This window comes from Sporomusa malonica, assembly GCF_900176355.1.
GTDB lineage: Bacteria > Bacillota > Negativicutes > Sporomusales > Sporomusaceae > Sporomusa > Sporomusa malonica.
The window spans coordinates 52,678-65,225 of the sequence record NZ_FWXI01000003.1 but is presented as its reverse complement, the minus strand read 5'-3'; the positions used below and the strand labels follow the sequence as shown (position 1 = coordinate 65,225).

Sequence of the window (12,548 nt, the reverse complement as noted above, 5' to 3'; positions counted from 1 at the left end):
TTTTTAAGTTTTTTGTTTAAATTCAATAAAATTTCATAGTTTCTTCATAACTTCTTCATATTCATAATGTAAAGTATAATCATGCATTATAGTCCAGCAGAGCAACTAATTGCATGCTACATAAAGCTCTGGAGTTTGAGGCAGTTAAACTAAAATCCAAGGAGGTTGAACAATGACTAGTACCCCAAAAGCTGGCATTTTAAGAGCATTCATCGTATTCGGTATTATGCTCGCAACTAATTTACAGCCAGTGCTTGCAGAGGAGCAGACCATGACCCTGCAGGAGATCGTAAACACCGCTATCACAAACAACCCAGCGGTTGTAGAAACCGAGAAAAAATGGGAGGAGAAGTCCAGTCGCATTCCCATAGTCACAGCACAACCTAATCCTAAAATCGGCATTATGAAGGACGATATCCCAACCTCAAGCTTGAACCCAGGTAAAGGCATGATGACAGAATTCAGCATCAGCCAGGAAATTATGAATCCATCTAAGCTTAAAGCTATGGGTAAGATGGCAGAGAATGAAGCAAGCATGACCAAAGCCGGCTGGGGTGAAAAACAGGTTGAGATCTATGCACAAACAAAACAGGCCTATTATGATTATCTTTATTCCAAACAAGCGCTGGTAATTGGTAAGGAGAGCCAGCAGCTTATGGGTCAGCTGGCAAAGTTGGCTCAAGTTAATTACTCAACAGGTATGGTGCCACTTCAGGATACGCTGAAAGCCCAGACTGAGTTTTCGCAAATGACAATTGACCTTTTAAATATGGCTTCGATGGAGGCTGTGGCCAAAGCTAAGATTAACAACTTGATGGGGCGCAGCACCAATACTGCCTTTGAAGTCAAAGAAGAATTTACAGCTCCTCCGCCTAATTTTGATATGGCCGCTCTCATTAAAACCGCGACTGAAGGCAAGCCGTCAGTCACTGGGATGCAGTATCAAGTCGAGATGGCCAAAAACGGAGTTGATTTAGCGAAAAAACAACAATTGCCTGACTTTGAAGTCAGTTTGGGTTACAAAAAAAATAAGGAACCCATGATCGAGTCACAAGTGGATCCGATGGACCCTATGAATACAACATTGATGCTGGGCGAACGAAAACCGACCTGGAAGATTGAAATCATGGCCATGATCCCTATCTGGGAGGGTAAAAACAAAGCCGAAATAAAAGCAGCTAAGGCCAGCCTTGAAGCTTCGCAAGCTGCCCTTCAGAATATGAAGAATATGACTGAACTTGATGTTCAAATGACGCTTACCGATGCCCAAGCTACCTGGCGCCAGATTGAACTATATAAAAATACCATCATTCCCCAGGCCGAGCAGACCTACCAGGCTGCTGTTGTAGGTTACACCCATGGCAAAGTAGACCTTATGACTGTCCTGGAAGGTGTTAATACCCTCCGCAATGCCAAATTGGGCCTATACAAAGCGAAAACAGATTATGAAAAAGCGGCGGCTAATTTGGAGAAAGCGATAGGGAAGCCTTTATTCACTAGTGGAGCGCAGCCATAATGAGTAAGCCGGAAAAAGGAGAGGACAGCATGATCGAAAAACTACAGGCCAAAAAGAAACTTATCATTGGTGTGACCGCTGGTATTCTGGTAATTGGCGGTACCGGCTACTACTATACCACGCAGCACAATAAACCGGCGGCAGTAGACCATACGGGTCACCAAACCAATACCCCGGTTATGGCCATGGGCGATACAGTCACTTTGGATGCCAAGGCCAGACAGTTAGCTGGGGTGCAGACAGCGCAAGCAATTGTCAAGTCGCTAGCCAAGGAAATCAAGACTACAGGCAAGATTGCTATGAATGAAAGCGGCCGGACGTATATTACCTCCCGGGTCGAAGGGCGGGTGGACGAGCTGTATATAACTGCTGAGGGGCAAACTATTGCTCCTGGACAGGCTATTGCATCTGTATATAGCCCAACCTATATTGCGGCGCAGGAAGAATACTTATTATCACTAGAGACTGTGCAGAAACTCAAAAATGCCAGCAAAGATATCGTCCAGATCAATAACCGCCTCCGAGACGCGGCCCGGCGTAAACTGCAGTTGTTAAATGTTTCAGACAATGACATTGCGCATCTGGAACATACCCGGCAGCTAAACGATCATATGACCATTTATGCCCAGTTTGGCGGAACAGTGCTGGAAAAACAACTGCTGCCAGGAGCCTTCATTATGCCTGGCGACAAACTGTATAGCCTATCAGACTTATCTACTGTTTGGCTGTATACCGATATTTATGAAAAAGACATCGCTGGCATTACTCCCGGTCAGCCGGTCGTGGTGACCAGTGGCGCCTATCCGGGGCAAACCTTTACTGGCAATGTGACCTTTATTAACCCGGTACTCGATGACGCCACCCGGACAGTTAAGGTACGGGTAGAACTGGCCAACCCTGGCGGAAAGCTAAAACCCAATATGTTCGTTAATGCCAATGTGCAAATCCCGCTAGGGGACAGCCTAGTTATACCGGAATCCAGTCTCCTTGATACCGGCAGCCGTAAAATCGTCTTTATAGCCCAAAGCGAAGATACCTTTGTCAAACGCGAGGTGGTTATAGGGCAACACGCCGACGGCTATGTCCAAATCCTGTCAGGACTGCAGCCCGGTGAAACGGTAGTTACTGCCGCGACCTTCCTCATTGATTCTCAGACCAAGTTAGGCAGCCTTGGTAGCCACGCTGGTCATGGTGGCGGGGGAGCCGCCAAGGGAGCTGCAACGCCAGCACCTGCTTCAGGTAGCGCCAATAGTGGTGCTGCAGCTCCGGCAAAAACACCGCTTGCACCTGCTGCTCAGGCTGCCGGTGGCGAACATAGCGGTCATTAAGGGGGCGCGGCATGTTAAATAGATTAATCGAATTTTCTTTGAAAAATCGCGTCATTATACTGGTGTTTACTGCGCTAGTCATTGTCTGGGGAATCTTTGTCGTGCGCGACACCCCTATCGACGCTTTTCCTGACCTAAGTGAAAATCAGGTGCTCGTCTCAGCCGACTGGATGGGCCGCGGTCCGCAGGAAATTCAGGACCAGGTTACCTATCCGTTGGAGACGGCCTTGCGCGGGCTGCCAAAGGTCAAAGAAGTACGTTCGTCTTCTTCTTTTGGGATGTCACTCATTACTGTAATCTTTGAAGACGGGGTTGATCCTTACTTTGCCCGCCAAGTGGTCAACGAAAAAGTACAGCAAGCCATACCCCGTCTGCCGCGCGGCGTGCAGCCTGCCTTAGGGCCGGTCAGTACACCGATGGGCCAGGTCTTCATGTACACGGTCGAAAGCGACCGGCACAACCTGGCCGATTTGCGTACCGTTGAGGACTTTACCATCAAGCCGCAACTGAGTGCAGTGCCTGGAGTTGCCGAAGTTGCCAGCATTGGCGGCTATGTGATGCAGTATCAGATCAATCTTGATCCTCATCTTCTGCAAAGCTACCGGATCACTTTCAACCAGGTATTTGGGGCGCTAGGCGCCAATAACGCCAACATCGGCGCCAAAGTTGTCGAACAAAACGGTCAGGAATTTATCATCCGCGGACTTGGTTTAATCCAGTCTCCTGACGACATTAAGAACATTGTGATCTCGCAAAATAACAATGTACCCATTTATATCAAAGATGTCGCAAACGTAACCGCCGGCCCGGATTTTCGCCGAGGAGTGTTGACTAAATCTGGTTATGAGGCAGCCGGTGGTATTGTCATTCAGCGTATGGGAGAAAACACACTGAATGTCATCGACCAAGTGAAAGCCAAGATGACCGAGATTCAGCCGACCTTGCCTGAGGGTATGCGGATTGTACCCTTTTACGACCAAACCGATTTGGTAAAGAAGGCAGTCAATACCCTCACAAGGGCACTGATTGAAGAATTCATTTTAGTATCACTCATTGTTGTCGCCTTCTTAGGCAATGTCAGGTCCAGTCTGATTGTCACCAGCGCCATTCCGATCGGAATCCTGATCGCGCTGATTGCCATGAAACAGATTCACCTGTCGGCCAACCTAATGTCCCTTGGCGGGATTGCCATCGGCATTGGTGTTATGACCGACGCGGCCATTGTCATGGTGGAAAACATCTTTCGACATTTGGCCGAAGACCGTGGCCGGCGGAACATAGTCGACGTGACACTGGAAGCCGCGAAAGAAGTAGCCGCGCCCATCTTCTTTTCCATCACCATAATCATCGTGACCTTCTTGCCGGTCTTTACCATGACTGGCACCGAAGGTAAGATGTATACTCCGATGGCCTGGGCCAAATCCTTTGCCATGAGCGGCTCGCTGCTCTTAGCTTTCACCTTGGTGCCAGTGCTGTGCACGCTGCTCTTAAAGGGTAAAATTCAGGAAAAGGATACCTGGATTGTCGCTAAAATGCATCAATTGTATGTGCCTCTCCTAAAAACGGTGATGAAGTACCATAAAACTACCATTGTGGTTGCAGTGATTGTGATGATTGCCGGATTTTCGCTGTTGCCGCTCATCGGCACCACCTTTATGCCGGCTTTGGATGAAGGAACCTTCCTGGTAATGCCGACCATGCTACCCAGTGTGTCGTTAACCGAAGCAGTGGAAGCGGCCAAAACCATGGATAAGGTCATCCTAGACATTCCGGAAATCGATATGTCGGTGGGTAAAGTGGGACGGGCTAATTCGGCCATGGACCCGGCACCGATCAACATGATTGAAACCATTGTCACCTTAAAACCGAAAGACCAGTGGCGCCCCGGTATGACCAAAGAGGCAATTGAACAGGAGATGATGGTCAAACTTGCCAACATCCCTGGACTTAACTTGGCCTTTACCCAGCCGATTGCCGGCCGGTTATCCATGCTGACCACCGGGGTTCGTACTGAATTGGGCATCAAACTCTATGGCGAAGATTTGCAGGTGCTGCAGCAAAAAGCCTTTGATATCGAAAAGGCTCTAGGAACAGTGCCTGGCGTCAGCGATTTGCTGGCCGAACGGGTCTTTGGTGCTCCTTATCTCGAAATTCAGGTCAACCGGGACAAAGCGGCCCGATATGGCCTTAACATCGCCGATGTCGAAGATGCCGTTGAATTAGCGGTAGGCGGTAAAATCGCTACGACCACTATCGAAGGCCGCAAACGCTTTGACGTTCTAGTTCGTTACAACCGGGATAACCGAGAAACCATTGACGCTATGCAAAACATCCTCATTCCGATAACCGGTAGCGGCGCTGCGGCGAAAAGCAGCGGTGGCGCGATGGGCGGCATGGGTGGCGGTGCAGCTACCGCAGCAGCCGGTCCAGCTACCGGTGCCTATGTGCCGCTGGGCGAAGTGGCACAATTCCAGGTCGTAGACGGACCATCGATGATTAGCAGTGAGAACGGGGTTTATCGAATGATCGTGCAGATGAATACCCGGGGTCGGGACGTAGTTAGTTTTGTTGATGAAGCGAACAAGGTCATCAAGGAAAAGGTGGACTTGCCTCCCGGCTATTCCCTGAAATGGACCGGTCAGTATGAAAACCAGCAACGGGCGAAAGACCGGCTGGCATTAGTGGTGCCGGCGGTCATCGTGCTCACATTCTTCTTGCTCTATATGACCTTCAAGTCGGCAAGCGACGCCTTCCTCATCTTGATGAACATCCCGTTCTCCTTAGTGGGTGGCATTGTGGCCATGTATGCTACTGGCACCTACATGACGGTGGCGGCAGCTGTCGGCTTCATCGCCCTCTTTGGGATTGCGGTGCAGAACGGGGTCATCATGGTGACCTATATTAAGCACTTGCGAGACCACCGATCACTAGAAGAAGCCATTCTCGAAGGTGCCTTCACTCGCTTGCGCCCAGTTATGATTACTGCCCTGGTTGCTAGCCTAGGCTTGTTCCCGCTGATTTTTGCCACCGGCACCGGTGCCGAGGTACAGCGGCCAATGGCCACGGTAGTCGTAGGTGGTCTGGTTACTTCCACAATTTTGACCCTGATCGTGTTGCCTTGCATCTATTTGGTTTGGAACCAGTGGCGCGAGCGCAAGAATCCACCAGTATCAGGCAAATCGCACACTGTCGAGTAAGTGCAGGTAACGTAACAAATGAAGCTGCGGGTGGGGAGATTCATGCCCCCACCCATAGCAAATAACATAAACTTTGAAATAAGATAATTAAAACCTACTGGAGGCTGTTAAATTATGAAAAAAAGTAAAGTATTGTTCGGTGCTTTAGCCATTGCCGTAACGATGTCTCTGGTTGCAGGGTGCGGTTCTAACGACAAACCGGCGGCTACGCAACAACCAACTGCTACGCAACAACCAACTGCCCAACATTCAGGCCATGACATGAGCAGCATGAACATGCCCAAGGAAGACCCGATGCCTATGATGAAAGATATGGATAAATCCTTGCAAGACGTAGTCAAGCAAGTAAAGGGCGGCCAAACGATGGATGCACAAAAGAGTGCTGCACAACTGGTGAGTATCACCGATAAGGTCATGCCCCATATGATGGATGCTGGTTTAAAAGATAAACTACGCAAAGCGGCAGTCGAAATTAAGGATAGTGTAAACTCTGGGAAAGCAGATCCAAGTGCTGTAGAGGGCAAAGTAAAAGCCATGCAAGACCTTATGAAGCAAACTACAACGCATCTGCAGAGCATGAGTCACTAATTGACTCGGAAAGGAGGAGCGGACAATGACCAGATGGGCAGTGATCGCTTTACTGACCAGCGCGCTCCTAAGCGGTGCAGCGGCGGCGGAGGCCGCTCCGGCTTCCGGGTATAATCAGTTTTTTCAGTCACTTGACGCTGTTCTAGCTGGGGCCGTTATGCCGGTTGCCGATGAACAGCAAATGGCGGTTCGTAGTCCCTCTTTGTCCAATGGGCAGGCCACGCAAATTTTGGCAGTCGCTCGGAATATGCTTGGTCAGCCGGTGGTATGGGGCGGGGCTTCCCCGGCCCAGGGCTTTGATTGCTCCGGGTTGGTGCAGTATGTATACCGGCAGGCCGGCATCAATCTACCCCGTACTGCCGACTTGCAGTTCCTGGTTGGGCGGACGGTATCACCGGCAGCGCTGCAGCTGGGAGATCTGGTTTATTTCACCACCTATGAGCCAGGCGCGTCCCATGTAGGCATCTATATCGGCGGTAATAAATTTATCCACACTTCCTTTTCCCAAGGCATAGTGGCAATTAGTGATATGAACGATGCATATTTCGTTAAACGATATTATGGGGCAAAGCGCGTGTTATAATTAACAAATAGATTTATTGGAGATCTAATCCAGCTAGAATGAGATAAAATCAAAAATATCATACTTATGGAGGGTTTGTAATGAATAAGAAATTCGCAATTTGGGTTGTTGGCGGTCTTGTAACCGCTTCTATGTTTGGTTTAGGTATCAGCCCTACGATAGCCCAAGCGGCTGAAAAAGTACCCCAGACATGTGAAACGCAGACAAATCAGATGGGTGCTATGATGGGGAACCTGAATCCTAAGGCTATGGCTGAAATGATGAAAACACCGGAAATGCAAAAACAGTGCATTGAAATGATGAAAAATCCCGAAATGCAAAAGGCGATGAAAGACGTCATGAAAACTCCTGAGATGCAGGGAATCATGAAGCAGATGCTCCAGCAGGATATGAGTTTTCATCAGATGATGTCTGATTTGGTGAATTCTGTGGATATGAGCAGCGATCACAGCGGCCCTCAGCAGGTTGAGCAGACTCCGAGTAATCCTTCAAACGCCCATAGTGGTCATCACGGATAAAGTCGAGCCCGACAATAAACCACATTGCGCAAGCAGCCCTCCGACTGGTGGAGGGCTGCTTATTTTAAATGAAAAAACACAATTTCTTCACAGCGTCTTCACAGGTTCTTCAAAACTAAATGATATGATTATGACGATAAGTGTTGTGCAGGGCGAGGGGGAATTACAATGGAACAAAATAAACCGGAACTGCCTAAGGCAGGAGATACAGAAACATATACACCAGGACAAAAGATAATTCTTAAAGTATTAAAGTGGGGAGCAAGGATAGTAAGCGCAGTGGCGATTGCCTATGTTATGCATTATTAAGACGGTAGGAGGAAGTTATTTTGCAGCCAATCTTATTTACTATCGGCGAATTCGAAGTTCGTGCCTGGGGCCTTATGGTGGCTTTAGGCGTATTAGCTGGTTTATGGCTGGCAACACGATTGGGAAAAAACAGTGAATTTACCGAAGATATTCTGCAAGAGTATGTAGTGTATGGCTTATTTGCCGGACTCTTGGGGGCCAGGCTGTGGGAGGTTGCATTTTCTTGGGAACAATATGCTGCCAATCCGCTGCATGCCCTGATGTTCTGGGAAGGGGGCCTGTCCATACAGGGAGCGGTCATAGCCAATGTCTTACTGGCACTCAGGTATTTTCCCCGCAAGGGATTATCGTTTAGGCGGTTTGTCGATATTGGCGCACCGGCGCTCATTCTGGGTCAAGCCATTGGACGTATTGGGTGCTTGTTCAACGGCGATGCCTATGGCAAACCTACCGATGCCTGGTATGGTGTGGTCTATCAGCCGGGAACTCCGGCATACGCGGCCTGGGGGAATGTGCCGCTTGTGCCGGCCGAACTGTTTGAGGCTGGGCTTGATGTGTTCATTCTCTGGGTATTACTGTATTTATTTCCGCGCAAGAAATTTGACGGTCAGGTGGCGCTAGCCTATTTTGTACTGTATTCACTGGCTCGGTTTGGTTTAGAGTTTTTGCGGACAGATAGCCTCCTTATCGGCGGACTCAAGGCTGCGCAGCTAACGGCCTTACTCACGGCACTGGCGGCCGGTTTGCTGTGGGCTTGGTGTGCGACCCAGACTAAGGAAGTTATTCGGGAAGTAGGTCATATCAGGAACTTGGATAGAAAAAAAGCGAAAGGGTGTAGGGAATAATGGCACATTACGGGTTATGGCCGATAGTAATAATCAACTCGTTGATTATTATTGTCTTTGCGTTTAGTTTTTCGCGACCGCGTTCATTTAAAGATTGGCGTACCTTTGGTACATTTTCGGCTTTTATTGTGGCGTTGTTTACTGAGATGTATGGTTTTCCCCTGACAATTTATTTGCTCTCAGGTTGGCTGGGAAGCCATTATCCGGAGCTGGATATCTTTTCCCACGACAACGGGCATCTTTGGTATACGCTGCTTGGGTTTACCGGTGACCCGCATAGTAACCCTATACACGGAGTTAGCGATCTCCTGATATCTGGCGGGTTGATTTTTCTTGGGTTTACCTGGATGTTCTTATATCGAGCCCAGCGTAAGGGCGTAGTTGCGACTAGCGGACCGTACGCCTATGTACGCCACCCCCAGTATATTGCGTTTATCGCTGTCATGACCGGCTTTTTAATCCAATGGCCGACACTGCTTACGGTCCTAATGTATCCGGTACTTATCCGTATGTATGTGTGGCTGGCGCGTCAGGAAGAAAAGGACGCCCTGGAACAATTCGGTGAGGAATATGCCAGTTATGCGGCAGTTACCCCAGGGTTTATTCCTTTTAGTCGTTCAGGGATGAGTAAAGCCTCATAGGTTACACTATATTTTTTGCCTAGCTTTACAGCTAGGCTTTTTTACTCAGGGCATAATAATACTCTGCTAGTGTGTCTTTAAAAAATATCACAATTTCTTCATGACTTCTTCAAAATTTCTTCATAATTATAGTGTATACTGAAGTCATAGAATAAGTTCGAGCAGCTTGGCTCTCGGTCATATAGAGTGGCTGTTAGCAAGAACACGTAAGGAGGAACGACTATGAATAAAACGGTATGGATTGTTTTGGCGGTTGTAGCGGTTATAGCAGTTAGTATTTTCTCGGGATATAACAACTTAGTTGGCATGAGCGAGAACGTGAATGGCAAGTGGAGTCAAATCGAAAACCAGCTTCAACGCCGGGCCGATTTGATTCCCAACCTGGTTAATACGGTAAAAGGCTATGCCGGTCATGAGCAGCAAGCTATACAGGCAGTAGCCGATGCGAGGGCTAAATTGGGCGGTGCCCAAGGCCCTGTTGCTAAAGCACAGGCCAATAGCGAACTGAGTTCGGCTTTAAGTCGGCTGCTAGTAATATCGGAAAACTACCCTAACTTAAAAGCGGACAAGAACTTTCGGGCCCTCATGGACGAACTAGCAGGAACAGAAAATCGTCTAGCAGTTGCCCGTAAAGATTACAATGAAAGCGTCCAAGGGTACAACACGGCTATCCGCTCACTGCCTACCAGTATCATTGCTGGCCCGATGGGGTTTGGCCCCAAAGAGTATTTTAAAGCCGATGAGGGCGCAAAACAGGTACCACAGGTTAAGTTTTAGTGTTTGATTGGTTAGCGAAACAGAAAGGCCCGGCAATTGCCGGGCCTATAACCTTACTGCTTTGGATTGTTATTTTGAAAATACAATACAATCTTTATGAACTTTTGCCTGGTACAGAGCCTCATCAGCAAGAGCTAGTAACTTATCACTGCTAGTGGCTGCTGTGCTGGAGACTATCCCAATACTGACGGTCGAATTATACTTGGCAAGCTTTGAATTTACTGTTTGTCGGATGGTTTCCACCGTGGTACAGGCGGTCTCCTGCGTGGCATCTCGCAGAAGGAGGGCGAACTCGTCTCCGCCCAGCCGAGCCGCAACATCGGTGGGATTTGTGTGTTTTTGCAATACCACGGCAAGGGTTTTGAGTGCATCATCGCCTGCTTGGTGACCGTACGTATCGTTGATACACTTGAAATTATCCATGTCAAGCATACAGAGGAAGCCGTCATTATTAGCATTTGGCGGCCGCAATTCTTGCTTTAGTGTTTCAAAAAAATACTTGCGGTTCCATAGCTGGGTTAAGCTGTCAGTATAGACGAAATGGTAGAGCTTGCGGATCAGTAGGCCGTAGGCTATTCCGACAATTGCCTGAATAACAAAAAAAATGGCCCAATAAAAATAGTGCCACTCATTACTAATAGCGTGCTTTTCCAAAAGGTAACAGCTTAGTCCGAATAATAGGCCGAGAATACCTAAGATGACGGGAAGACTTTTTAACATAATAGTGCGGTGTTTGTACATAATCACAGTCCTTTGCCCTAAATATTCCAGGATGTGATTTTATTATACTGTACAGCCTCGGAGCTGACTATATATTTTTAAAAGGCTCTAGATAGATCTTTGTGTTGTTGCTTGTCCATTGAAGGGGGCGTTTTCCGTTGCCAACGTTAAAGTTTTCTTTGCAGACCAAACTTTTCGCAGCATTTTTTTTACTTTCGGCCATTATTACTATGGCTATCTCATATACCCTGTTTTTACATATGCGCACCAATCATTTGGATACATTAAAGCGTGACCTGATCGTCACGGCCAACATGGCTGTCATGCATGTTGCCGGTGAGGCCCAGTTGGAGCTTATCGGACAGGTGCCGGAGGAGACAGCCGACAGTCGGCTGCGACATCTTCTACAGTCGATTGGCAAAAACAGTCAAGATATTGCCAGAGTATTTCTGCTGCGGCGTTTAGAGAACGAGTTGGTAGTACGGAGTGAATGGGATGCCCGGAATGAGACCGGGCGGCAAACTGGCACGATACACTATGACCAGTCAGTTACTTTTTGGGATACCAACCGCTCGGTGGTAACAGAAAATGGTGAAAACGGTACTGTCACTGTATATGCCCCGGTAAGGGCCAACGCGCGAACGGTGGCCTGGCTGGCGCTTGAGGTAGATGCAGCAGCCGTGGCCAATGATACCCGTCATTTTGCCGAGCGGGTGTTTCTAGTCGCATTCGGAGCGGTAGCCGTAGTCGGGGTGTGCAGTTGGTTTCTTGCTAGGAATTTCGCCGCTAGAATTCAGAGGCTTGATTTAGCCATCGATCAAATTGCGGCCGGCAAGCATGATATTCACCTGAGAGTAGAGGGGAGCGACGAAGTCTCCCTGCTTGCTGCCCGGATTAATGGTCTGGCCACGGCCTTACATGGCGAACGGGAAAGTTTGATGATGGCTACGATTGAATCGCTGGTCACGGCCTTGGAAGCCAAGGACGCTTATACCTATGGGCACTCTTCCCAGGTTGCAAATATCGCGGAGGCCATTGGACGCGAGCTTGGGTTTGCTGAGGACGAGCTATTAACCTTGCGGATTGCGGCGCTACTCCATGATATTGGCAAGATAGGCATTCCTGATCACATACTCAACAAGCCAGGCAGGCTGGATGCAGAGGAGTGGGCCATTATTAAGCAGCATCCTGAAACCGGCGCTAAGATTATCGCTGGTATTCCTGCCCTTAAAGCGGTAGCCGAGAGTGTAAGACACCATCACGCCCGCTGGGATGGTGAGGGGTATCCAGCGGCCTTGTCCCGAGAAGCTATCCCCTTAGGAGCGCGTATCATTGCCGTGGCTGATACCTATCAGGCCATGGTCTCAGATAGGCCGTACCGGGCAGGTATGCCGGAAGAGGTGGCGCTGAAAGAGATTCGTCGTTGTGCTGGCACTCAGTTTGATCCTCAGGTAGTGGGCGCATTTGTGAAAAGTACATATGGTCTTAGTTAGGCGTAATAGGTAGGGCGGCAAAGGGCCGCCCTT

General features: G+C 48.7%; 12 protein-coding genes. 11 read left to right on the top strand and 1 reads right to left on the bottom strand.

Annotated elements, in window-relative coordinates:
- Positions 1-172: 172 nt before the first annotated feature.
- The 10 genes from B9A22_RS03980 (at position 173) to B9A22_RS03940 (ending at position 10,302) form a co-directional block, all read left to right on the top strand.
- Positions 173-1,516: a TolC family protein gene (locus tag B9A22_RS03980; RefSeq protein WP_084574425.1), complete on the top strand. Its 1,344-nt coding sequence runs from the start codon at positions 173-175 to the stop codon at positions 1,514-1,516.
- Between the two features lie 29 nt (positions 1,517-1,545).
- Positions 1,546-2,844 carry an efflux RND transporter periplasmic adaptor subunit gene (locus tag B9A22_RS03975; RefSeq protein WP_084574653.1) on the top strand — a complete coding sequence of 433 codons (1,299 nt, stop codon included), beginning with the start codon at positions 1,546-1,548 and terminating at the stop codon, positions 2,842-2,844.
- A gap of 11 nt (positions 2,845-2,855) precedes the next feature.
- Complete coding sequence (locus tag B9A22_RS03970; protein ID WP_084574424.1) at positions 2,856-6,041, top strand: efflux RND transporter permease subunit; 3,186 nt, start codon at positions 2,856-2,858, stop codon at positions 6,039-6,041.
- Between the two features lie 114 nt (positions 6,042-6,155).
- Complete coding sequence (locus B9A22_RS03965; RefSeq protein WP_084574423.1) at positions 6,156-6,629, top strand: hypothetical protein; 474 nt, start codon at positions 6,156-6,158, stop codon at positions 6,627-6,629.
- 25 nt (positions 6,630-6,654) lie between these two features.
- Positions 6,655-7,212, top strand: coding sequence for a C40 family peptidase (locus B9A22_RS03960; RefSeq protein WP_084574422.1), 558 nt, complete (start codon positions 6,655-6,657; stop codon positions 7,210-7,212).
- Positions 7,213-7,292: 80 nt separating this feature from the next.
- Positions 7,293-7,730: a GerD family protein gene (locus B9A22_RS03955; RefSeq protein WP_084574421.1), complete on the top strand. Its 438-nt coding sequence runs from the start codon at positions 7,293-7,295 to the stop codon at positions 7,728-7,730.
- A 168-nt stretch (positions 7,731-7,898) separates the two neighbouring features.
- Positions 7,899-8,039, top strand: coding sequence for a hypothetical protein (locus tag B9A22_RS25245; RefSeq protein WP_176215385.1), 141 nt, complete (start codon positions 7,899-7,901; stop codon positions 8,037-8,039).
- Between the two features lie 20 nt (positions 8,040-8,059).
- Complete coding sequence (gene lgt, locus B9A22_RS03950; RefSeq protein WP_084574420.1) at positions 8,060-8,884, top strand: prolipoprotein diacylglyceryl transferase; 825 nt, start codon at positions 8,060-8,062, stop codon at positions 8,882-8,884.
- The gene (locus tag B9A22_RS03945) at positions 8,884-9,525 is read left to right on the top strand and encodes a methyltransferase family protein (RefSeq protein WP_084574419.1); all 642 of its coding nucleotides are present in this window, start codon (positions 8,884-8,886) and stop codon (positions 9,523-9,525) included. The genes lgt and B9A22_RS03945 overlap by 1 nt, the downstream gene beginning before the upstream one ends.
- Positions 9,526-9,747: 222 nt before the next feature.
- Complete coding sequence (locus tag B9A22_RS03940) at positions 9,748-10,302, top strand: LemA family protein (RefSeq protein ID WP_084574418.1); 555 nt, start codon at positions 9,748-9,750, stop codon at positions 10,300-10,302.
- Between the two features lie 69 nt (positions 10,303-10,371).
- Here B9A22_RS03940 and B9A22_RS03935 read toward each other — a convergent pair whose 3' ends face one another.
- The gene (locus B9A22_RS03935) at positions 10,372-11,022 is read right to left on the bottom strand and encodes a GGDEF domain-containing protein (protein WP_176215384.1); all 651 of its coding nucleotides are present in this window, start codon (positions 11,020-11,022) and stop codon (positions 10,372-10,374) included.
- Between the two features lie 158 nt (positions 11,023-11,180).
- Between B9A22_RS03935 and B9A22_RS03930 the strand changes: the two genes are divergently transcribed.
- Positions 11,181-12,515, top strand: a complete 1,335-nt coding sequence (locus tag B9A22_RS03930; RefSeq protein WP_084574416.1) for an HD-GYP domain-containing protein — start codon at positions 11,181-11,183, stop codon at positions 12,513-12,515.
- The last annotated feature ends 33 nt before the right edge of the window (positions 12,516-12,548 follow it).